Source organism: Candidatus Dormiibacter sp. (assembly GCF_050999135.1).
Classification (GTDB): Bacteria; Chloroflexota; Dormibacteria; order Dormibacterales; family Dormibacteraceae; genus Dormiibacter; species Dormiibacter spiritus.
Genome location: NZ_JBPCPN010000052.1, coordinates 15,966 through 37,686, shown reverse-complemented (window position 1 = coordinate 37,686; position 21,721 = coordinate 15,966). Strand labels below are relative to the sequence as shown.

17 protein-coding genes are annotated in these 21,721 nt (G+C 67.9%); 9 read left to right on the top strand and 8 right to left on the bottom strand.

All coding sequences use genetic code 11. The annotated features are described in order from the left end of the window. Positions 1-35: 35 nt before the first annotated feature. Positions 36-656, top strand: a complete 621-nt coding sequence (locus tag ACR2MZ_RS12940) for a biotin--[acetyl-CoA-carboxylase] ligase (protein WP_434005451.1) — start codon at positions 36-38, stop codon at positions 654-656. Positions 657-673: 17 nt separating this feature from the next. Here ACR2MZ_RS12940 and ACR2MZ_RS12935 read toward each other — a convergent pair whose 3' ends face one another. Continuing rightward, the gene (locus tag ACR2MZ_RS12935; RefSeq protein WP_434005450.1) at positions 674-1,459 is read right to left on the bottom strand and encodes an SIR2 family NAD-dependent protein deacylase; all 786 of its coding nucleotides are present in this window, start codon (positions 1,457-1,459) and stop codon (positions 674-676) included. 275 nt (positions 1,460-1,734) lie between these two features. Between ACR2MZ_RS12935 and ACR2MZ_RS12930 the strand changes: the two genes are divergently transcribed. Continuing rightward, entirely contained in the window at positions 1,735-3,123 is a 1,389-nt protein-coding gene (locus tag ACR2MZ_RS12930) for a S1C family serine protease (protein WP_434005449.1), read from the top strand. Between the two features lie 75 nt (positions 3,124-3,198). Here ACR2MZ_RS12930 and ACR2MZ_RS12925 read toward each other — a convergent pair whose 3' ends face one another. The 4 genes from ACR2MZ_RS12925 to ACR2MZ_RS12910 form a co-directional block, all read right to left on the bottom strand. Beyond that, positions 3,199-4,854 (bottom strand): M20/M25/M40 family metallo-hydrolase, encoded by a 1,656-nt coding sequence (locus tag ACR2MZ_RS12925; protein WP_434005448.1) that lies wholly within the window; start codon positions 4,852-4,854, stop codon positions 3,199-3,201. A 62-nt stretch (positions 4,855-4,916) separates the two neighbouring features. Beyond that, a complete protein-coding gene (locus ACR2MZ_RS12920; protein ID WP_434005447.1) occupies positions 4,917-5,735 on the bottom strand; it encodes a transglutaminase family protein in 819 nt (272 codons plus the stop codon). 8 nt (positions 5,736-5,743) lie between these two features. Continuing rightward, the gene (locus tag ACR2MZ_RS12915) at positions 5,744-6,697 is read right to left on the bottom strand and encodes an alpha-E domain-containing protein (RefSeq protein WP_434005446.1); all 954 of its coding nucleotides are present in this window, start codon (positions 6,695-6,697) and stop codon (positions 5,744-5,746) included. After that, positions 6,681-8,135: a circularly permuted type 2 ATP-grasp protein gene (locus ACR2MZ_RS12910; RefSeq protein WP_434005445.1), complete on the bottom strand. Its 1,455-nt coding sequence runs from the start codon at positions 8,133-8,135 to the stop codon at positions 6,681-6,683. The genes ACR2MZ_RS12915 and ACR2MZ_RS12910 overlap by 17 nt, the downstream gene beginning before the upstream one ends. Before the next feature lie 128 nt (positions 8,136-8,263). Here ACR2MZ_RS12910 and ACR2MZ_RS12905 point away from each other — a divergent pair, with 128 nt between their 5' ends. Both ACR2MZ_RS12905 and ACR2MZ_RS12900 read left to right on the top strand, forming a co-directional pair. After that, positions 8,264-9,142, top strand: a complete 879-nt coding sequence (locus ACR2MZ_RS12905) for a transglutaminase-like domain-containing protein (RefSeq protein WP_434005444.1) — start codon at positions 8,264-8,266, stop codon at positions 9,140-9,142. A gap of 13 nt (positions 9,143-9,155) precedes the next feature. Continuing rightward, the gene (locus ACR2MZ_RS12900; RefSeq protein ID WP_434005443.1) at positions 9,156-10,076 is read left to right on the top strand and encodes a transglutaminase family protein; all 921 of its coding nucleotides are present in this window, start codon (positions 9,156-9,158) and stop codon (positions 10,074-10,076) included. Positions 10,077-10,091: 15 nt separating this feature from the next. On the opposite strand, the gene ACR2MZ_RS12895 is transcribed toward ACR2MZ_RS12900, so the two are convergent. Further along, entirely contained in the window at positions 10,092-10,862 is a 771-nt protein-coding gene (locus ACR2MZ_RS12895; RefSeq protein ID WP_434005442.1) for a DNA-formamidopyrimidine glycosylase family protein, read from the bottom strand. Between the two features lie 7 nt (positions 10,863-10,869). Then, entirely contained in the window at positions 10,870-15,321 is a 4,452-nt protein-coding gene (locus tag ACR2MZ_RS12890; protein WP_434005441.1) for an Lhr family helicase, read from the bottom strand. 169 nt (positions 15,322-15,490) lie between these two features. Here ACR2MZ_RS12890 and ACR2MZ_RS12885 point away from each other — a divergent pair, with 169 nt between their 5' ends. The 3 genes from ACR2MZ_RS12885 to ACR2MZ_RS12875 all read left to right on the top strand — a co-directional run bounded on the left by ACR2MZ_RS12885 (position 15,491) and on the right by ACR2MZ_RS12875 (position 18,192). Further along, complete coding sequence (locus ACR2MZ_RS12885) at positions 15,491-16,834, top strand: MFS transporter (protein ID WP_434005440.1); 1,344 nt, start codon at positions 15,491-15,493, stop codon at positions 16,832-16,834. A 297-nt stretch (positions 16,835-17,131) separates the two neighbouring features. Further along, positions 17,132-18,061 carry an aldose 1-epimerase family protein gene (locus ACR2MZ_RS12880; protein ID WP_434005439.1) on the top strand — a complete coding sequence of 310 codons (930 nt, stop codon included), beginning with the start codon at positions 17,132-17,134 and terminating at the stop codon, positions 18,059-18,061. After that, positions 18,058-18,192, top strand: a complete 135-nt coding sequence (locus ACR2MZ_RS12875; protein WP_434005438.1) for a hypothetical protein — start codon at positions 18,058-18,060, stop codon at positions 18,190-18,192. Before ACR2MZ_RS12880 ends, ACR2MZ_RS12875 begins: the two co-directional genes overlap by 4 nt. 8 nt (positions 18,193-18,200) lie before the next feature. Here the strand turns inward: ACR2MZ_RS12875 and ACR2MZ_RS12870 are convergent, their stop codons facing one another. Continuing rightward, a complete protein-coding gene (locus ACR2MZ_RS12870) occupies positions 18,201-18,653 on the bottom strand; it encodes a response regulator (RefSeq protein WP_434005437.1) in 453 nt (150 codons plus the stop codon). 191 nt (positions 18,654-18,844) lie between these two features. On the opposite strand from ACR2MZ_RS12870, the gene ACR2MZ_RS12865 reads away from it, so the two are divergent. Both ACR2MZ_RS12865 and ACR2MZ_RS12860 read left to right on the top strand, forming a co-directional pair. Beyond that, positions 18,845-20,209: an aspartate aminotransferase family protein gene (locus ACR2MZ_RS12865; protein WP_434005478.1), complete on the top strand. Its 1,365-nt coding sequence runs from the start codon at positions 18,845-18,847 to the stop codon at positions 20,207-20,209. A 13-nt stretch (positions 20,210-20,222) separates the two neighbouring features. Next, positions 20,223-21,707 (top strand): aldehyde dehydrogenase family protein, encoded by a 1,485-nt coding sequence (locus tag ACR2MZ_RS12860; protein WP_434005436.1) that lies wholly within the window; start codon positions 20,223-20,225, stop codon positions 21,705-21,707. Positions 21,708-21,721: the final 14 nt, after the last annotated feature.

Below are 21,721 nucleotides of genomic sequence, written 5' to 3'. Positions count from 1 at the left end.
CGCTGAGATCGGTCGCCCGTTCTAGAGTCACCTGAGTGAACATCGTCAGGCTCAGCCGCACCACCTCCACCCAGGACGTCGCGCGCGGCATGGCACTGGGCACCGTGGTCGTGACTGACGAGCAGACGCTCGGCAGAGGGCGGCGAGACAGGCGCTGGGAGGCCCCCCCGGGCACTGCGCTGCTCGCCTCCTTCGTCCTGCCCGCGCGCTCACTGGCCAGTCTCGCGGCAGGTGTCGCCGCAGCCTCCGCGTGCGGACCTGAGGTCCGCCTCAAGTGGCCCAACGACCTCCTGCTCCAGGGCCGCAAGCTGGCCGGAATCCTGGCCGAGCGGCGCGGCGATCACTGCGTGGTCGGGGTGGGGGTCAATCTCAGCTGGGCGCCCCCTGGCGCCGCGCGCCTCGACGTGTCACGAGACGACCTGCTGCAGGAGCTGATCTCCCAGCTGCCGCGCTGGTTCGCCGCGACCGACGCGGCGGTGCTGGAGGCCTGGCGGGCTCGCTCCGACACGCTGGGCGAGATGGTTCGAGTGGAGCTGGCAGAAGGTGCGGTGGAGGGAGTCGCGGAGGCCATAGATGCTGATGGTGCGCTGATAGTGGCCGGCCGCCGGATAGTGGCCGGCGACGTTGTTCACCTGCGCCCGCGCTCCCCCGGGTGAGAGTCCTGACGTCACTTCTACAAAACTGGAGAGCTGTCTCCACTCGCCGTGACCAACCGCATCAGCTCAGGCAGGATCAAGCCGGCCGGGCCGCTCAGCACAGCGTCAGCCCGGCTGTCCAGCGGTGTGGGCTCAGGGTTGACGATCAGCACCGGCACGCCGCGCCTCAGGGCCAGATCTGGCAGCATCGCCGCCGGGTTGACAGTCAGCGAGCTGCCCACTATCAGCAGCAGGTCGCAGGTGCCGGCAAGCTCGATGGCGGCGCTGAGGGCGGCCGCCGGTAGGCCCTCGCCGAAGAACACAACCGTCGGCTTCAGGTGCCGGCCGCCGCACCGCCGGCAGAGCGGGGGCAGCTCCGACGAAAGCCGAGCCTGGACCTCGGCTCTCGGCTCCTCCGAGCCACAGCTCAGGCAGCGCACCCTGCCACCCTCGCCGTGCAGCTCCACTATGTGTCGGGAGCCGGCCCGCCGGTGGAGTCCGTCGGTGTTCTGGGTGACAATGGCTGTCAGGTGACCCGACGCCTCCAGCGCGGCCAGGGCCAGATGCGCCGGGTTGGGCTCTGCCCGTCGATAGGTCTGCCAGCGATCCCGTGACACCCGCCAGTAGACCGCCGGGTCGGCCAGAAACCCAGCCAGCGATGCGGTCTGGACGGGGTCGTACTTGGTCCACAGGCCTCCCTCGCCGCGGAAGGTAGTGATGCCGCTTTCGGCGGAAACCCCCGCACCGGTGAATGCCACGCCGCGCCTTGCGCCGGCCAGCAGCCGGGCGGCGTCAGCGAGCGGTGAGTCGGGACCAGCGGGCATGGAAGCTGCCAAACGTACTGAGGCGTGCTGGCACACGCGCATCCTGCGCTAAAGCGCCGAGGCTTTGGGGGTTGGCACGGTTGGCCTGGCGCCGGGCTTGAGAGAGGCTTTTGGTGACCTGATCCAGACGTTTATCACGGGGAGTCACGGATGCCATCGTTTACCGCGGCCAAGCGCGCCCTATATGCGCGACAATGCGATCAAAGCCTGGGTGACCGTGACACTTCGCTAGTGGCGGTCGCCGATCTGGCCTGCCAGTCAAGGAGAGTTGAGCTGTGAGTGTCAGACCGTCGACGATGAAGCAAGCCCCGGGCGCCAGCTGGCCCTCGACGGGGCGTGCCCGCGCGACCCGAGCCCTCCTGGTTGTCTTCGTGCTCGGCCTCGCTGCCGCCTGCGGCGGCTCGAACCAAAGCGGGCCTAAGGATCTCTCAGCAACTCGGCTCTTCGCTCAGTCGAGCCCGGCGGTAATGCAGATCTACGCGCAGTTCAGCGGCCCCGTGACTGTTCCCGACACCTATGTCAGCCCGGCCGCCAAGGCTGTTCTAGTGAGCAAACTGCAGGCTCTGGTGGATGCCGGCCAGCTCGATCCCAACAACGCTGCCGCAGTGAATGCCGCTGCCTACACCGAGCTGACCGCTCACTTCTTCGACTACGTCACGCCGGATCCGAACCCTGCCAACGTCGCGCAGTTCGCCGAGCAGACAGGTTTCCTCGGCTCCGGCTTCGTCATCTCGCCGGACGGCATCCTCCTGACCAACGCCCATGTGGCGGCTCCGGGCGACGATCAGGTGAAGCCGGCTTTGATCAACCAAGCGCTGGACCAGCTCGCCACCGCTGTCGCCGCCTCAGTTGGCAGCTCCAGCAGCATTCCCGCCAACCTCCAAGCGGCCTTCTTCAAGCAGGTCCTGAACTGGGCGCTCAAGTACGCCCAGATCGGCAAGATCGACAGCAAGATCCTGACTTTCTCCAACGGCAAACAGCTGAGCCCCAGCGGCGGCGTTGTCGCGGACGTCGTCACCAATGGGACCCCGGTACCGGGCAAGGATGTGGCGGTCCTCAAGATGGAGGGTCAGCACAACGTGCCCACCTTGCCACTGGGCGACGACTCCAGCCTGCAAACCGGTGAAAAGCTGTACGTGATCGGCTATCCCGGCGCCGTACTGCTGAACCCGGCGCTGAAGGCTGACCAGCCCGTCGATCCCACACTGACCACAGGCAGCGTCTCCGGCCGTAAGCAGCTGGAGGGCGGCTGGAGCGCAATCCAGACCGATGCGGCGACCACCCACGGCAACTCCGGGGGCCCGGTCCTGAACAGCAAGGGCGAGGTGGTAGGGCTGCTCACCTTCGGTTCCATCGATCCCACCACCGGCCAGGAGGTGCAGGGTCTGAACTTTGCAGTGCCCACAGGAGTGGCGAAAGAGTTCCTCAGCAAGTCAGGCACCTCCGCCAAGTCGAGCCCCACCACCAACGACCTGGAGAAGGGTTTCGACGAGTATGACCAGAAGCACTACAAGCTGGCCGACAAGTGGTTCACTCAGGCTGACAACCTGTATCCGAACAACTCGCTGATCCAGGACTGGAAGCGCAAGGCGGAGAACGAGGTGAGCGCCGGCCACGACCAGACACCGTTCTACTACTGCTGGCTCAACACCTGCCCCAAGTAAGAGACCTGTAGACCCGATTGAGAGCTGGGCCGGCCGTCGCCGGCTCCAGTCGGCTCCCTTCGGCGACGCCACCTTTCAGCCCGCCAGCGCCGCCAGGGCCACGCGCCAGACCAGCTCGGGGACGGTTTCGAAAGCGTAGCGGGCGTGGACCCGCTCCAGCCGCAGATGGGGGTCGCGGCCCCAAGGGCCGATGTTCACCACCGGCAGCGCGAAATCCCCTGACTTGGGCTGCGCCAGGCCCAGGTCCCAGGCGGGCGTGTTCTCGGCCAGAACTGCCACGTCAGCGTCTGTGAAGCCGTAGGCCAAAAAGCTCATGTCGGACACGCCCGGAAAGTACCCGCGCAGTTTGACAGTGCTGCCGCTCCATTCCCCTGCCGCTCTGGCCTCCCGATCCACGATCTCCCGAAACCGACCTGCAAACGGGCCTGCCGAACTCGCCTCCAGACTCGCCGCTGGGTAGGCAAGCGATGCAAAACCAACCACAGCCCCCGGGCCGACGAGGCCGCTGCGCTGCCAGAGGAACTCGACCATTCTGCGGGAGCGCTCGGGGCCGTCCAGGCCAGGCTGCTCCGTCAGGCTGCGCAGCTGGCCCCAATCTGCCGCGTGAGCTGATAGGCCGCCAGCTCGGGCGTAAAGCTCGCTATAGGTCAGCACCAAGGGCTGCGACTCGAACGACACGACGGTTGTGCCTGTGAGGCGGGCGTACGCGGCGGCGCGACTCGCCGCCTCCTGCAAGCCCTTCTGCAGGGACCGCTCGACCTTGCTTCGCGCCCAGTCAAGAACCTCGGACGGTCGCCGGGTGTGACTCAAGACGTTCAGGTAGAGCCAGACTGCGGCAGGCGTGGTCACGTCGTAGGCGCCCTTCGTGTCCGCCACCTTGAGCAGCGCAGGCAATGGCGAAGCCTCCGCTCCCTGGCCCTCGACCAGGTCAGGACTCCACTCCAGGCTGCGCACCACCTCCGCCGCGAGCAGCGTCGCGCTCACGCCGCCCAGCGGTTCGCCGGCATGACTCTCCCTACCCACAACATGAACAAAGGGCAGCAGCTTGCCGACGCTGCCGAGAAAGATCGAGCGCCCCTGGCCGCCATCGCCGTGGTCGGACTCGGAATCAACGTTGACAGCGCAGGTGAGCTCAAGCTCCCATTCGCGGGCGAGCTCGGGAAGCATTTCTCGCGCGGCTCTCATGCCAGCCGAGTTGACCTCCTCGTCAGGGGTGGCGAGGAGCAGCAGATTCCCCGGCGGGCGTTCACTCGCGAAGTGCCGGAGCACAGCAATGCCGGCCGCCAGCCCGCTCTTCATGTCCAGAGCGCCGCGGCCCGGCAGGAAGTCACCGCTCTGCAGGTCGGTCAGGGCCAGCGCCTCGAGCGTGCCAGGTGGCGCGCCGGCGAGAGCTTCGATCAGCCTGGGCGCCAGGGCCTCAGGGTCGCACGCCCAGGGCTCCAGCTCGCCATAGTTGGCGGTGCTGACGACGTCGTAGTGGCCGCAGAGCAGAACTGTGCGGCGGCCCTCGCCCCGAACCAACCCGATCACGTTCGACCGCCGCCACGGATCGCCAGGGATGGGGACCACGCGCAGCTCATCACCGTGATGGGTCGGGAAGCCGTCCTGAGCGATGATGTCGCGGAGCCGTCCGGCGAAGCGCACCTCGTCCGCGCTGCCATTGACGCTGGGGGTCCTGACCAGGGCCAGGGTGAGGTCTTTGACCCCATCGAACCAGCCGGCTGAGCTCATCCGCTCAGGCTAACCGGGGCTTCACCGCGGACGCGGGACCTGTGGTGGTCGCCGCCCGAACATCACCCGCCGCCGAGCGGCCGGGTCTCGACCTTGATCTCCATATCGCTGCGGGCCGAGCCCACGAAGACGCCGCGCGTCGGAGCGGCGTCGCGGTAATCACGACCGACTGCCAGCCGCACGTAGCGATCCGAATCCAGCCCTGAGTGGGTGGCATCAAAGGGCAGCCAGCCCTTCTCGGGGACCAGTATGTCGGCCCAGGCGTGGGAGGCGCCCACCGTCGGTTCCCCTGAGCCGGAGTAGACGTAGCCGCTGACGTAGCGGGCGGGCAGACCGAGCATGCGCGAGACGGCAATGAAGAGATGGGCGAAGTCCTGGCAGACACCGCGCTTCAGTCGGACCACCTCATCGGTGGCAGTCGTGACTGTGGTCGAGGCGGGGCTGTAGGTGAAGCTGCGAGCGATCAGCTCGCGCAACCGGTCCGCGGCCGCCTGAACCTCAGCTGGAGCCGATGCGTCGAAGGAGCCCAGCCGACCGGCGACCCGGCGCAGCGCCGCGCCTTGGACCACTGGCGGCCGGAAGAGTAAGAGGTCGTGGGGGAAAACGTCTGGGGGATGGGTCGTTTGCTGGACGCCTGTCTCAACCACCGCCCGGCTCACGATCTCGAGGTGATCGTGGGGCGCCAGCAGATCGAAGTACTGCACCCGGTTGCCGAAGCCGTCGGTGTAAGCGCCGACAGGAGCCTCCGGGCGCACCTCGAGGCGGTGGCGGAGCACTCGCTGGCCCATCTCGTCGGTTGGCCGAAGCCGGACCTCGGTATGGGCCTCGCGGATCGGGGCGCTGTACCTGTATCGAGTGGTGTGAGCGATCTCGAAGCGCAAATCAGCTGCTAGGCCTGTTGCTGCTGTTGGGGCTGGCGGCTCAGTCCCTCAATCACCCAGTTGGCGACTTCGATCGGCTGGAAGTAGGCCTCCCGCAGCGCCCGCGCCACCTCGCCGGCGAGGCGATCGACCCGGCTTCCGAACGCTGCCGGCGCCCTGACCACCTCGGCCGGGTCCGCGTACTCAAAAAGGGCTGCGAGCTGGCCGAGCGCACGGTGGGGGGGTCTTCCCGACTCCGCTCCGTCAATGCGCCTGACAGTCAGCAGTGATTCCGCGACGCTGAACCCAGCGGATCGCGGGCAGGCTCGATCGAAGAGGAGGAAGCTGATGGCCTCGGCCCTGGTCACGGCCGGACGGCGGATCTGGTAGGCCTCGAAGGAGCTGCAGCAACGCAGCACACTGCTCCAGGCGACCGCGTCATCGCCGGCGCGGGCCAGCTCGATGCCTTTGCGCACGACCAGCCGGGTCACGCCGGCTGCCCGGACGAAGAACTTGCCCAGCCGCACGAAGTTCCATGCCTCGTCGTGGGCCATGGTGTCGTCGATCAGGCCGCCGATCAGCTGCGCTGTCAGTTCCACCTGGTGCAGGTGGTCGTAGAGGCCGCCTTCCCAGCCGGTCTCGCGGAGTCGCCAGTAGAGCAGGTTGACCTGCTCGAAGACCTCGGTCGACAACGAAGGCCTGACCGCCTGAGCCGCCTGCCGGGCGGCCTCCACCGAGCGCGCGAGGGAGGGACCGGCGGTGTCGCCGAGAGCCAGCCCGATCGCCTTCTCACGCCGCGCCGAGCGGGTCGCCGGCCACCCCGCCAGCTCCAGGAAGGCCGGCCAGAAACGGCTAGGACGCGGCTGTGAGCGGTCGAGCGACATCTCCGAGTGAACCCGCAGAATCCGGGCCAGGTGCTCGGCCGATTCCAACTCGCGGCCGAACACGTAGAGAGTGGTGGCGACCCTACTCAGCAGCGGCATCCCGCGCCCCCGGGGAACCCAGCACCCAGGTGTCTCGGCTGCCACCGCCCTGAGAGCTGTTGACCACCAGCGAGCCGGCCCGCAGCGCGACCCGGGTCAGGCCGCCCGGAGTGACCGAGACCTCCCGGCCGGTCAGCACGAACGGTCGCAGGTCCTGGTGCCGGCTCGCGAGAGCTCCGTCGAACAGGGCCGGCTGGACCGACAGGGACACCACCGGCTGGGCCACGAAGTCGCGCGGCCGAGCCTGGATCCGCCGCCGCATCCGCTCTCGCTGGCCGGCGGTGGAGGCTGGTCCGATCAGCATCCCATGGCCGCCTGACTCCCCCACCGTCTTGACCACCAGCTCGTGCAGGTGCTCCAGCACATAGGTGCGTTCCTGCTGGCGGGCGCAGAGGTAGGTGGGCACATTGGGCAGGATGGCCTCCTCGCCCAGGTAGTAGCGGATGAGCTGGGGAACCAGGGCGTACACAGCCTTGTCGTCGGCGACGGCGTTGCCCAGGCCGTTGGCGATCGAGACCTTCCCGGCTCGGTAGGCGTTGACCAGCCCCGGCACCCCTATCACGCTGTCGGTGCGGCCGGTCACGGGATCCAGAAAGTCGTCGTCGACCCGCCGGTAAATGACGTGCACAGGGCGCAGGCCGGCGGTGGTGCGCATGAAAACGTGGTCCTGGTCGACCACCAGGTCCGAGCCCTCGACCAGTTCTATGCCCATCTGCTTGGCGAGGAACAGGTGCTCGAAATAGGCCGAGTTGAAGATGCCCGGAGTCAGCAGCACGACAGTCGGCTCGTCGACCCGGCCGGGGGCGAGCCAGCGCAGGTTTTGGAGCAGCTGATGGGTGTACCCGTCCACCGGCAGCACGTCGTGGCCGACGAACAGCTCCGGGTAGATCCGCTTCAGCACCTGGCGGTTGGCCAGCACGTAGGAGATGCCGGAGGGCGTGCGCAGGTTGTCCTCCAGCACGTGGACCTCGCCCTTGTGGTCCAGGACCAGGTCGACTCCGGCGACATGGCAGCGCACTCCGTGGGGGGCGCTGAGCCCGACCAGCTCCCGCCGGAATCCGGCCGACGAGAGCACGATCTCAGCCGGCACCACACCCTGGCGGAGGATCCGTTGCTCGCCGTAGACGTCCTCCAGGAAATGGTTGAGTGCTGTCACCCGCTGCTTCAGGCCTGCTTCGATCCGAGACCACTGGGGCGGATCGATGATCCGGGGGATCAAGTCGAAAGGAAAGATCCTCTCGATGCCTACCTTTCGCTGCGAGACAGTGAAGGTGATGCCGTGATCCCTGAAAGCCCGCTGCGCGAGGCGGTGACGGCGCGCCAGGTCCGAGCGGCCGGCCCGAAGCAGGGTTCGATGCAGCCGGCGGTACACTGCCCGGGGGCGGCCGCTCTCTTCGAGCATCTCGTCGTAGGGCCGAACGGCGCTCGAAATCCCCACGCAGCCGAAGTCTAGTCAGCCGGCCGATCGAGGCCGGCTGGGCACTTCATCCAAACCCTATCCAGACTGCGTGGTGTGGATCGCACAGGCTCCTGCCCCTGCGCCTTCCGTGTATTTTCACCAAGACCGTGAGACCCAATCTCCGACTCCGCGTCGGCTGCGTCTTCACCTTCGACGTTCCCGCATCCAGCTTCGCTCTGATCCAGGTGGCCGCCCGCAGGGGCGAGTCGCCGCGGGTTCTCGAGGAGACCTCGGAGCTCGAGCCAGAGGCCGAGATAGCAGCTTTCACCGATCTCTATGGCAACCTGAACCGCCGAGCTGTGCTCGGGCTGGGACGCGCCCGTTTCCGCTACGACGCCCGGGTTGAGGTGCCTGACCTGGCGGACGAACTGGCGGAGGACGCCGGCCAGAGCCCGGTGGAAGCGCTGCCGGGCGAGGTGACCCACTTCCTGCTGCCCAGCCGGTACTGCCTGTCCGACGCACTGATGGGGACCGCCTGGGAGCTCTTCGGGACGACGACTCCCGGCTGGTCGCGGGCCCAGGCGATCTCGGACTGGGTCAACGGCCACCTGGCGTTCCGGTACGGCGCCAGCGACCGGCTGACCACGGCTGTGGACGCCTTCGAGCGTAAGGAGGGCGTCTGCCGGGACTTCACGCACCTCTTCATCACCTTCTGCAGGGCTCTGAACATCCCCGCCCGCTACGTTTTCGGCTACCTCCCGGATATCTATGTCGAGCCGCCTGACGCACCCATGGACTTCGCCGCCTGGGCGGAGGTGTATCTGGGCGATCGCTGGTGGACGTTCGATCCCCGCAACAACTGCCGGCGGGTCGGCCGGGTCGTGATCGGGCGCGGGCGCGACGCCGCCGACGTTTCGATGGTCACCACCTGGGGACCGGCGGCGTTCAAGAGCCTTGAGGTATGGGCCGATCTCAACCCCACGAAATCTGTCGATTTCGCGGGGACCCCAACGACGGGGCCGCCAACGACGGCACCGCCAACGTGAGCACAGCCGACCTATGAGACGACGTCAGCAGAAGATGGCGCAGGACCTGATCCCGGGTCTGGTGGATCAGAGCGACCTCGACTGGGACCGGCTGGTCCGCGCGCGTTATCTGGTCAGGCAGGCCTTCCGCTACGAGTACGAGTCGCCCATCCGGCGGCTGCGCCACCGGCTGATAGTGGTGCCTCCCGACCAGCACGGAGACCAGCGGACGCTGATGAGTCACCTCCGGTTCATGCCCGAGGCCGGCCGCCTTACTCGGAGGTCAGACAGGTACGGCAACTCCGTGGTCGAGATCCGCTTTCCAGAGGTCGACTCAGCAGTCGATTTCGAGGCTCGAATCGTCGTCGAGCGCAGCGTCGACGACGAGCGCCGGCTCCAGTCGGCCGAGGTGGCGCCGCGCTGGCTCAAGGACAGGGGTTTGCTCACCCCGGCCGGCCTCACTGAACCGGGTCCACGACTGCGCCGAATGGCAGGCGAACTGGCTCGGGAGGGGCTGGCCGGGCTGGAGCTGGCGGACCGGATCAATCGCTGCGTCAGGGAAGCGCTCGACTACCGGCCGGGAGTCACAGGGATCCATACCTCGGCCGAGGAGGCGCTGGTGCGAGGCTCGGGCGTATGTCAGGACTACACCCACGTGATGCTGGCGCTCTGCCGGCTGCTCAGGCTGCCCGCCCGCTACGTCTCTGGCCACCTTCTGGGCGAGGGCGGCACCCACGCCTGGGTGGAGGCGCTGGTGCCGTCCTTGGGAGCGGGTCCGGCGGCCGCCTACGGCTTCGACCCCACCCACGGACGGCCGACGGGAATCCGCTACGTCACCGTGGCGGTGGGCAAGGACTACGGCGACGTCGCCCCGACGTCCGGCAGTTACGTCGGCGGCTCCGGCCACCTCACGAGCGCGAAACGAGTCGACGTGGTCGGCTTCGACTACGCCTAGGACACCAGACCTAGGTCAGGACGCGGACGCTGCAGTCCTCTGACAGGTAGGGCAGAAGTACGTCCAGCGCGCCTGCTCACCCTGCTGCCGCGTAGCCACGGCGGTGCCACAGCGGGGACAGGGCCGGCTCCGCCGGCCATGCACAGCGCGGGAGCGGCCGCTTTCGAAGCGCCGCTCGAAACCGCCGCTCAAGTTGGCCTGCATCGCCTGCCGAGCGGTGATGAAGAGCTGGGTCAGGCGCTCGTCCGTCAGCGCGTCACTCCTGAGCCACGGATCCAACCCCAGCGTCCAGAGCGCCTCGCACTTGTAGACGTTGCCGATGCCGCAGCAGACGCGCTGATCCAGCAGCAGCTCCCCCAGCGGGACGGGCCCGAGCGCTCGTGCTCGTCTCGTGATCTGCTCCCAGCTCACGTCGGCGGCCAGGATGTCAGGCCCGAGATGGGCGATACCCGCCAGCGGCTGCTGGGTCAGCTCGACCAGCGGAGCCGAGAAGCAGACTGCCAGCCAGTCACCGAATTCAAGCACGGCGCGGGCGGCCCGGGCACTCTTCCGCCAGCGCTCGCCCGGCCGGTACAGATGCCATGAGCCGAAGAGACGCATATGGGAATGCAGCGTCCAGCCGCCGCTGAACCGCAGAAGCAGGTGCTTGCCGACGGGATGAACGTCCTCCAGCACAGAGCCGCTGAGCCGCTCCAGAGCGGCCGGCCGGGCGGCGACCACTGTCTGGCCGAGCAGGCTGCGCCGGAGTGCGGCCGCGGTGCGCCAGATGGTGTCGCCTTCGGGCACCGGCGGCTCAGTGCTTCCAGACGACCAGGCCGCGGGGGCTGGGACCGAAACCCGCTTCCCCCAGCAGCGGTGCCAGCTTCGACTGGCGCACGGGCTCTCCATCCACGCGCTGCAATTCGACCTTGGTCAAATTCAGCGCCACCCGCAGCAGCGCGGCCAGCATGTCGACAGTGATGTGGCCGCGCGTCAGCAGTGAGCGGCCGCCACGCTCCAAGAACAGCACCAGCTCGCCGCCAAAGAGCACCACGAAGGCGCCGGGCACCCGGCCCATGCGACCCACGGCGTCGGCCGGCCAGGGCAGCACTGCGCCGTACGGTTGAGCCGGGTCAGTGGCGGCCAGCGCCACCACCTGGCCGGGCTCGTCACGGCCGGCGCGCAGCCGGTCGACTGCCCCCGGCAGGGCGAACTGAGAGCCGCCCAAGCCTGCCACGAAGTAGCCGCGCCTGGCCTTGCCTGCCTCCTCCAGTGCGCGCAGAACCGGATAGAGCGCTGCAAAGCCGCCGCTCCAGCCCTCCGCCAGGACCGATTCGCGCGTCAGCACACCGTGGCGACGAAGCAGGACCTGCGCCTGGCTCAGCAGCCGTTCCGTAGCCGTCGGGGCCGGCTCGCGCAGCTCCTTCAGCAGCGACCAGCGGCCGCTGGCGCGAGGCTGGTTCAATCGGACCGGCGGCGGCCGGCGTCCGAGCGGCCGGCGCTTGGCCGCCGGTCCCGCAAAGCGCAGGGGTGCGAAGGTGTCGTTGGTCACCTCACCGGCCCAAACCAGGTCCCAGAGCGCGTCGAGCACCCTCTCCTCCGAGCCGCTGCCCGCCGCGTGGTAGAGGTCGCGGAAGAACGAGGCGCCCCGAGTTTGCAGGTGCGCTCGCACAATCTCGGCCACCTCCCCGGCGGCCGGCTCACCCATCTCCGGCAACAGGCGGTTGACCTCACTGCGGAGGTACAGCGAGACCCGCCCATCTCCAACGCCCAGCGCGCCGCGCCCGATCCAGGCCACCTCACCCATGGCGATCAGCTCGTCGAGCAGCGCCGGTCGGTAACCGGGGAGGCGAGCAGGCAGTACGTCGCGTTCTATGACGGAGACCGGCAGCGCGACGCCCTGCAGGGTCTCGACCGCCTCCAGCAGGCGCTCCAGCGACGCGCTGGAGCTGCGGCCGGCCGGGTTGACCCCCTGCCAGACGGGCAGGAAGCCCGCCAGCACTTTCGGCGGCACTGCCTCCGCCTCCCGCCGCAGGGCGGCGAGCGAGCGGCGGCGCAGGGTCCGCAGCACTTCCGGGTGGCAGAACTCGAGGCTGGGCGCAGCGCCGGCGGAGATGGGGCGAAAGGCTCCCGAGATGAGCTCACCGCGCGCCGCCAGTACCGCCAGCGCCTCCCCCAGTCGAGCCTCGGGCACGCCCCAGCGAGCAGCCGGTGCAGCTGCCGAGAAGGGCACATGGGTGCGCGCCCAGCGCCGGAGCAGCCTGCCGAGAGCGTCCGGCGGCGACTCCAGATAGACCTCGGGCAGGCCACCTGGAAGTGCGCTGCCGAAGGCGTCCCGGTAGCTGCCGGCGTCCTCCGCCGCCAGCCACCGCTCCTCGCCGCCCAGCCGGATCAGCAGCGCCCGACGCGCGTTGCGCAGCTCGGTCAGCCATTCGCGGCTCACGCCGCGGAAAGCCAGCTCCGCCTCAGTCAGATCGCCCAGGCGCACCAGCAGGTCGTGCGCCTCGTCAATGTCGCGGGGCCAGCGCTCGGACAGCAGCCCCTGCAGCTCCAGCTCCAGCCGCTCAGCCGCCAGAGGGTCCAGCATCTCGCGCAGTTCTTCACTGCCCAGCAGCTCGGCCAGCAGCTCTCGATCGAGAGTGAGCGCTTGCGCCCGGCGCTCGGCCAGCGGGGCGTCGCCCTCGTAGATGAACTGCCCTATGTAGTCGAAGAGCAGGGAGGAGGCGAAGGGGGAGGCCCGCTCGCTGTCAACGCTCACTACGCGGACAGCCCGGGAGCGGATGCCACTCAACAGCTCCCGCAGCGCGTCCAGATCGAAGACATCCGCCAGGCACTCGCGGTAGGTCTCGGCCAGCAGAGGAAAATCGGGGAAGCGGCTGGCCACTTTGAGCAGGTCGGCGGAGCGTTGTCGCTGCTGCCAGAGTGGACTGCGCTGACCCGGCCGGCGGCGCGGCAGCAGCAGTGCCCGGGCCGCGTTCTCGCGGAAGCGGGAGGCGAACATGGCGGTGCCGGGCAACTCGGCCGCTACGAGCTCCTGCAGCTCCTCCGGCTCCAGCATCACCTCCTCGACGTCGAGTGGGCGGTCGGCATCCGGTAGGCGCAGGGCCAGCCCGTCGTCGGTGTACATGGTCTGCACCTGGATCCCCCGCTGCTCCGAGAGCTTGGCCTGGAGAGCCAGGGCCCAGGGGGCGTGCACCTTGCCGCCGAACGGGGTGAGCACGCACACCCGCCAGTCGCCGATCTCATCGCGGAAGCGCTCCACCACCACTGTGCGATCGTCAGGCACCTCGCCCGTGGCGGCCGCCTGATCGTCAAGGTAGGTCAGGAGGTTGCGGGCCGCGCCGCCCTCGAAGCCCGAGGAACGGCGCAGCCGCGCTTCCGCGTCCGCGGCTGAGGAGCTGCGCAGCTCTCGGATCAGGCTGCCCAGCTGTCGGCCCAGCTCGACCGGCCGCGACAGCGAGTCGCCGTGCCAGAACGAGATCTTGCCAGGTTCGCCGGGCGCCGGCGACACCAGAACCTGCGAGGCCGTGATGTCCACCACCTTCCAGGAGGAGGCACCCAGCACTATGGTCTCGCCCACCCTGGTCTCGAAGACCATCTCCTCGTCCAGCTCACCGATCTTGCGTGAGGTCTGGCGGCCGGCCGGGGCAGCGCCCGTGGGCGCCGTGTCGCCACCGTCGAACAGGCTGACCGTGTAGAGGCCGCGGTCGGGGATGGTGCCGGCGTTGGTCACCGCCAGGCGCTGGGCGCCGGCCCGGCCGCGCAGCTTCCCCTCGATCCGGTCCCAGACGATGCGCGGCCGGAGCTCGGCAAACTCGTCGGAGGGATAGCGGCCGGCCAGCATGTCCAGCACGGCCTCGAAAGAGCGGCGGCCCAGGCTGCGGAAGGGGTAGGCCCGGCGCACAAGATCGAAGAGCTCGTCCACAGCCCACTCGTCGAGAGCCAGCATGGCCACCACCTGCTGCGCCAGCACGTCCAGGGGATTCAGCGGGATGACAGTCCGCTCGATGCGCCCGCTGAGCATCCCTTCGACCACCGCGGCGCTCTCCAGCAGATCACCTCGAAACTTGGGGAACACTGTGCCCCGGGAGATAGCGCCGACTGAGTGGCCTGCCCGGCCGATGCGCTGGATGCCGGCCGCGACAGAGGGGGGCGCCTCCACCTGGACCACGAGGTCGACAGCCCCCATGTCGATGCCCAGCTCGAGCGACGAGGTGGCCACGAGACCGCGCAGGTTGCCAGCCTTGAGCCGGTCCTCGATCAGCAGCCTCTGCTCCCGCGCGACCGAGCCGTGGTGCGCGAGCACCAGTTCCGAACCAGCCTGCTCGTTGAGCCGGGCGGCCAACCGCTCGGCCAGCCTGCGCGAGTTGACGAAGATGATGGTCGAGCGGTGTTGCTGGACCAGCTCGACCAGGCGGGGATAGATGGCGGGCCAGATCGAGCGGCGCGGCGCCGGCAGCTCGCCGGCCCAGGCCGCCGCGGGACCGCTGGGCGGCTCGGCGGGCGCCCCTGGCGCCCCGCGGTCCAACTCCGCCATATCCTCGACGGGCACCTCGACGCTTACTTCCAGCGTCTTGCGGGCGCTCGACTCCACTATCTCGACTTGGCGAGCGGTGCCCGCCAGGAAGCGACCTATCTCGGCCAACGGCCGCTGCGTCGCGGAGAGCCCTATCCGCTGCGGCTGCTGGACGGTGATGCGGCAGAGCCGCTCGAGCGAGAGCGCCAGGTGAGCTCCGCGCTTGTTCCCGGCCAGCGAGTGGATCTCGTCCAGGATCAGCCAGCGGACTCCGCTCAACACCTCCCGCGCCGCACTGGTCAGCATGAGAAAGAGCGATTCAGGCGTGGTGATCAGCACACCCGGCGGCGTGCGCGAGATGAGCCGGCGCTCCTGGGCGGGCGTGTCACCGCTGCGCACCGCCACCTCGATCTGAGGCACCGGCAGGCCGAGGCGCTCGGCTTGCAGCTGAAGGCCGACGAGAGGTGCTCGAAGGTTCCGCTCCACATCCACCGCCAGTGCCTTGAGGGGTGAGACGTAGAGCACTCGGCAGCGCTCCTTGGCGGCAGGCCGCGGCTCCACGGCCAGCCGGTCGAGGCACCAGAGGAAGGCGGCGAGAGTCTTGCCGCTGCCGGTCGGTGCTGTCATCAGCGTGTGACGGCCCGAGGCGACAGCCTGCCAACCGCGCTCCTGCACCTCGGTTGGCGCCTCGAAAGAGCCTCGGAACCAGCTGGCGGCGAGCGGTGAAAAGAGGTCGAGGGAGGAGCCCATGATTTAGAACGTTAGTTCGTTGCGAGACGTGGGGTTGGCTGCGCTGCTTCCCAACCCTCGCTCAGTGCTTCCTTGGAGAGGCCGGAGCAGGCTCTGCGGCTGCGTACCGGCCTATGATCCACTGCACACAGGCGACGGCGGCCATCCGGCACCAATTGGAGCAGTGCACATGAGCGCGTTAACGAGTCAGGCCGACACCCTGCCGCTGGCTTCCAGCACAATCCGAAAACTGCGGCTGCGGATCATCCCCTACATCTTTCTGCTCTACGTCATCGCTTATCTGGACCGGGTCAACGTGAGCTATGCACAGCTCAACATGGGCAAGTCGTTGGGCATCGCCGCGGCGGCCTTCGGCCTGGTTTCCGGCATCTTCTTCATCGGCTACTTCCTGTTCGAGATCCCGAGCAACGCCATCCTCTATCGCGTTGGGGCGAGGAAGTGGATTGCCCGGATACTGATCAGCTGGGGTTTGGTGGCGATGGCCACCGGCTTCGTCCAGAATCTCAACCATCTGCTCATCGCCCGCTTCGTGCTGGGGCTGGCCGAAGCGGGCTTCTTCCCCGGCATGGTGCTCTACATCACCCTCTGGTTTCCTGCCAAGGAGCAGGCGCGGGCCTTCTCCCAGTTCATGGTCGCTCAGGTGGTCGCCTACATCATCGGGGCACCCAGTGGCGGCTGGATCTTGGACCACGTCCACGTGGCTGGTCTGGACAGCTGGCGCTGGGTGTTCATCCTCCAGGGGCTGCCGGCAGTGATCTTCGGGGTGGTGACGTTCTTCTACCTGACCGACAGGCCTCGCGATGCCCGCTGGCTCACTGATGAAGAGCGGGGCTGGCTCGAGGATCAGCTGGCGCGCGAGCGGGCTGAGAAGCAGAGCCGCCACCACCTGAGCGAGTGGCAGGCACTGCTCAGCCCGCGCATCCTGCATCTGACGGCTATCTACCTCTGCATAGTGCTCGGGATCTACGGCCTCAATTTCTTCCTGCCCCAGATCGTGAAGGGCCTGTCCACCTCGTACTCGAACACCACAGTGGGCCTCCTGGCGGCCATCCCCTTCGTGATCGGCGGCATCGCCATGCTGGTCAACGGCTGGCACTCCGACAAGACCCTCGAGCGCAAGTACCACGTCATGTTCTGCACGGTGACTGCGGCCGCGGGACTGCTCCTGATCCCGTTCTTTCGGCACGACCCGGTGCTGGCGATTGTGCTGCTCTGCGTAGTGAGCATCGGCAACTTCGGCTACATAGCAGCTTTCTGGGCGCTGCCCCAGCTGGTGCTCACTGAGGCGGCCGCCGCGACAGGCATTGCGCTGATCAACTCGGTCGGGAACCTGGGCGGCTTCATCGGGCCCTACATCGTCGGCGCGAAGGCCACTGAGAGCAATGTGACCCAGGGCCTGTACCTGCTGGCCGCATCGTTCCTGGTTGCCACACTGCTGCTCGTGCTTCTCCCCACTGAGAAGGTGCGGTCGGCGGAGTCGCTGGCGCCTGCTCCGGGGCCTGCCAGAGGCTGAGCGAAAAAGGGGAAGCCGTAACCCTTTCTCCGCCTCCGGCGTTGCCCGCAGGTGGTAAACGCTGTAGCCCTGCATCTGCTTCGGCTCGCGCTTCTTCCCATCGATGCCGTGGGCACCACGCGTTCCCGGCTCGCGATCAGGCGCCTGACCTTTCGGCTGCGGAGCCGGGTTCGCATCCACGGCAACAGCTGATTCCAGCGCCCGTGGCCAACCGGTTCGCCTGGCCGCCGCGAAAACTTGATAATCCTGCTATAACTACGGCCGCGTGCCCGGGGCCTTGCGCGTAGCGTCAGCTGCGTGACCAGCCGGCTTTCGCCGAACGGGGCCGAGCGGCGCGTCAGCTTCGGCGACCAGGAGGCATTCGTCGTTGAGGCCGGCGGCGCGCTTCGCGATTATCGCGTGGCAGGCCGCTCCTACCTGGATCACTTCGGCCCTGACGAGATGAGCACGGCTGCCCGCGGCCACATCCTGATGCCCTGGCCCAACCGGCTCCGCGCGGGCAGCTACACCTTCGGGGGAGAGCAGCATCAGCTGCCGATATCCGAGCCGGACAAGCGTTCTGCGCTTCACGGGCTGGTTCGCTGGGACACCTGGCAGCTGTTGGACGCCGAGCCGGCCTCGGTCTCAGTGACACATCAGCTGCTGCCCCGCGACGGCTATCCGTTTAGCCTGGCCACGACTGTCACCTACTCACTTTCCCCGCAGGGCCTCACTGTCGCGAGCGAGGTGTTCAACAACGGGAGCGCCGCGCTGCCCTTCGGGGCCGGCTTCCATCCCTACTTTCGAGTGGGGGCGGCCCCCGTTGACGGTTGGACGCTGGAGCTTCCAGCCGAGCGGCGGCTCCAGCTGGACGGGCAGGGAATTCCGACCGGCACCGAGGAGGAATTGGCGGGCAGCGACTTCGACTTCCGCCGCCCGCGCCTGATTGGAGCCCTGAAACTGGACACCGCCTTCACGGGTCTCAGCCGCGGCGACGATGGCCTGGCCCGGGCGCGGCTCAGCGCCTCGGACGGCGGTCAGCTGACAGTCTGGATGGATGCCGCCTTCGACCACATCATGGTCTTCAGCGGTGACGTGCTGCCGCACCCGGAGCAGCGCCGCTCGCTTGCCATCGAACCCATGACCTGCGCCCCAAACGCACTGCAGGAGGGAACGGCGCGCACCCTACAGCCGGGCGAACGCTGGGACTTTCGCTGGGGCGTAGAGCCCGGTAGGGTGAGTTCATGACCAGCGATCGCGAGGGGGTCTCGCCTCCTGCCGGCGACCACGTTCCCGATCGATCCGCGCCGCGCGAGGGCGAGCAGGAGGAGCGGGAGCTGACCGAGTACGAACCGGCGCCCGAGCAGGAGGAGACCTAGACGCCTGGCTAGCTAGCGCTGCCCCCCTCGTCGGGGGTCCCGGGCCCGTTTTCGGGCGGCGGCGAGGCCAGCCAGCTCGGCACCCCGCCCGAAACCCTGCCCGGCGTCGTCTGGCTCTTGATCAGGTACTCGAGAGCACCCAGCTTCAGACCCCGCTCCACCAGCTCCTGCTCGCCGTAGTTGGAGAGGACCACCACCGGCACGTGCTTGGTGCGCTCGTCCCTACGCAGCGCCTGCAGCACTTCGAAGCCGTCCATCTTAGGTAGGCGCACGTCGAGGAAGACCAGGTCGGGCGGGTCGGCCTGGGCCGAGCGCACAGCCGACTCGCCGTCGGCGATGACCTGGACCAGGTAGCCATCCAGCTCGAGCTTCAGCTTGTACATCTCGGCGACCGCTTCGTCGTCTTCCACCAGGAGGACCCGGACCTCCTCCGGCACTGCGCTTCTGTCATCCGATTCCACGCCCAGCTCCTTCGATGATCGATCCTCCAGCAAAGCAAACCTGATAGTGAGGCATCAGCTTTCTCACTGCGATCATAACCAGGAAAGCTGCGGTGCGTCAGCCAAAAACGACAGCGAGCAGGGCTGCCTCAGTCAGCCTCAGTTAACCTGACTCGGTGGAGTCACTGCCCGAGGCTCAGGGGAGGCCGCTGATGCTGGACTTCACGCCTGATCCTGAGGCCGGCGCCGCTGTAGTGGCGGCCGATCGCGCCCACGTCTTCCACTCCTGGTCCGCCCAGGCCAAGGTGGATCCGCCGCCGATCGCGGGCGGCCGGGGTTCCTGGTTCTGGGATTACGCGGGCAAGCGCTACCTCGACTTCTCCTCCCAGCTGGTCAACCTCAACATCGGACATCAGCATCCCAAACTGGTGGCTGCCATTCAAGAGCAGGCCGCCAAGCTCTGCACCATCGCTCCGGCCTTCGCCAACGACGCGCGCTCCGAGGCAGCCAGACTGATCGCTGAGCTGGCGCCGGGGGACTTGAACCACGTCTTCTTCACCAACGGGGGCGCAGAGGCGAACGAGAACGCGCTGCGGCTGGCGCGTCTCCACACCGGCCGCAGCAAGGTGCTGGCCGCCTACCGCAGCTACCACGGGGCCACTGCCGCGGCCATCAGCCTGACAGGTGATCCCCGGCGCTGGCCCAACGAACCGGGGATCCCGGGCGTGGTCCGCTACTGGGGGCCCTTCGCCTATCGCTCAGCCTTCCACGCCTCGGGCGAGGAGGAGGAATCGGAGCGCGCGCTGCAGCACCTGCGCGACGTAATCGCCTTCGAGGGCCCGCAGAGCTTTGCAGCTCTCATCCTGGAGACGGTGGTCGGCACCAACGGCATCCTGGTCCCACCGCCCGGCTACCTGGCGGGGGTGCGCGAGATCTGCGATGAGTTCGGCATTGTCCTGATCGCCGATGAGGTGATGGCAGGTTTCGGCCGCTGCGGCGAGTGGTTCGCCGTCGATCACTGGCGCGTGACACCCGACCTGATCACCTTCGCGAAGGGCGTCAACTCAGGCTACGTTCCGCTTGGCGGCGTCATTATCTCTGACGCCATCGCCGCCACCTTCGCCGATCGCGCCTATCCCGGCGGCCTCACCTATTCAGGGCATCCGCTGGCCTGCGGCGCGGCTGTCGCCTCGATCAACATCTTCCGAGAGGAGGGAATCGTGGAGCACGCCCGCGACCTGGGCGAGGAGGTCATCGGCCCTGAGCTGCGAGCACTGGCCGAGCGCCATCCTTCGATCGGGGAGGTGCGCGGGCTGGGTGTCTTCTGGGCGCTGGAGCTGGTCAGGGATCGGCGAACGCGACAGCCGCTGGTTCCCTACAACGCGGCGGGTGCGGCGGCCCTGCCCATGAGCGAGCTGGCGGCTGCCTGCAAAGAGCGGGGACTCTACCCCTTCATCCACTTCAACCGGATGCACGTCGTGCCGCCGTGCACCATCAGCGTCGCCGAGGTGAGGCAGGGGCTGGAGATCATCGACGAGGCGCTGGTGGTGGCCGACCGCCACTACACCGGCGAATAGCAGGAGGAGTCAGATGGCTATTGGGACCCAGACCGAGCTGCGCGGCATTCACGAGGCGATGCTGATCGACGGCAAATGGCTCCCAGCGCACGACGGCGAGGAGCTGCAAGTCATGAATCCCGCCAAGCACGGCGAGCTGATCGCCCGGGTGCCGCGAGCCCGGGAGGCTGATGTGGACCTGGCTGTCCGCTCCTCGCAAGGAGCGTTCCCCGGCTGGCGCTCCACCGCGCCGCTGGCGCGCGGCAAAGCGCTGGTTCAAATCGCCGAGGCTCTTGGCGAGCGAAGTGAAGATATGGCCCGGCTCATCGCCAGCGAGACGGGCAACGCCATCCGGACGCAGTCGCGGCCAGAGGCGAAGACGGCAGCCGACATCTTCCGCTACTTCGGCGGCCTGGCCGGTGAGCTGAAGGGCGACACGGTTCCCCTGGGTGAGAACTACGTCAGCTACACGGTCCGGGAGCCCTGGGGAGTGGTCGCCGGCATTGTGCCCTGGAACTCGCCGGTGCAGCTGAGCGCGCTCAAAATAGCGATGGCGCTGGCCGCCGGCAACACGCTGGTCTTGAAGGCGGCGGAGGACGCGCCGCTGGGCGTGCTCTTCATGGCCGAGCTGTGCCAGGACCATCTGCCGCCAGGTGTGCTGAACGTCATCACCGGCTACGGGGAGGAGTGCGGCGCGGCTCTTGCCAACCATCCTGGCATCGCCAAACTCTCCTTCACAGGCTCCACCGACGTGGGAAAGTCGATCATGAGGGCGGCGGCAAACCGGATTCTGCCGGTCTCGCTCGAGCTCGGCGGCAAGAGTCCGGCAATCGTTTTTCCTGACTCCGACGACGACAAGACGGCGGCGGGAGTCATGCTCGGCATGCGCTTCACCCGCCAGGGACAGTCCTGCACAGCCGGCTCCCGGCTCTTCGTGCACGAGTCCATCTTCGACTCCTTCTTGGACCGCCTGATCAGCCAGCTGAAGGAACTGAAGATCGGCTCCCCGCTGGCCGAGGAGACTGACATGGGCGCGATCATCAACGAGAAGCAGTTCAAGAAGGTCTGCCAGTACATCGAAGAGGGCATCGACACCAAGGGCACGGAGCTGCTGCTGGGCGGCCCGCCGCCGAAGGAGGGAGCGCTGGCCGAAGGCAACTTCGTTCAGCCCACACTCTTCAAGAGCTCGAGCAATGACTGGCGCTTGGCCAGAGAGGAGATCTTCGGTCCTGTCCTGGTCGCGATTCCCTGGTCTGAGGAGGCGAAGGTGATCGAGATGGCGAACCGGAGCCACTACGGTCTGGCCGCGTTTGTCTGGTGCCGGGATCTGAGCCGGGCGCTTCGCACCGCCCACGCAATCGAGTCGGGCTGGGTCCAGGTGAACCGCGGCGGCGGTCAGATCATCGGGCAGTCCTACGGCGGCTACAAGGAGAGCGGGCTGGGCAGGGAGTTCTCGCTGGAAGGCATGCTGGACGGTTTCACCCAGACCAAGAGCATCACTGTCGACCTATCTCATTAGTAAGGGAGGGGCAT

Coding starts and splice junctions, on each gene's coding strand:
- ACR2MZ_RS12860 (WP_434005436.1), top strand. CDS start 20,223: ATGGCTATTGGGACCCAGACCGAGCTGCGCGGCATTCACGAGGCGATG.
- ACR2MZ_RS12875 (WP_434005438.1), top strand. CDS start 18,058: ATGACCAGCGATCGCGAGGGGGTCTCGCCTCCTGCCGGCGACCACGTT.
- ACR2MZ_RS12935 (WP_434005450.1), bottom strand. CDS start 1,459: ATGCCCGCTGGTCCCGACTCACCGCTCGCTGACGCCGCCCGGCTGCTG.
- ACR2MZ_RS12865 (WP_434005478.1), top strand. CDS start 18,845: ATGCTGGACTTCACGCCTGATCCTGAGGCCGGCGCCGCTGTAGTGGCG.
- ACR2MZ_RS12900 (WP_434005443.1), top strand. CDS start 9,156: ATGAGACGACGTCAGCAGAAGATGGCGCAGGACCTGATCCCGGGTCTG.
- ACR2MZ_RS12925 (WP_434005448.1), bottom strand. CDS start 4,854: ATGAGCTCAGCCGGCTGGTTCGATGGGGTCAAAGACCTCACCCTGGCC.
- ACR2MZ_RS12890 (WP_434005441.1), bottom strand. CDS start 15,321: ATGGGCTCCTCCCTCGACCTCTTTTCACCGCTCGCCGCCAGCTGGTTC.
- ACR2MZ_RS12915 (WP_434005446.1), bottom strand. CDS start 6,697: ATGCCGCTGCTGAGTAGGGTCGCCACCACTCTCTACGTGTTCGGCCGC.
- ACR2MZ_RS12885 (WP_434005440.1), top strand. CDS start 15,491: ATGAGCGCGTTAACGAGTCAGGCCGACACCCTGCCGCTGGCTTCCAGC.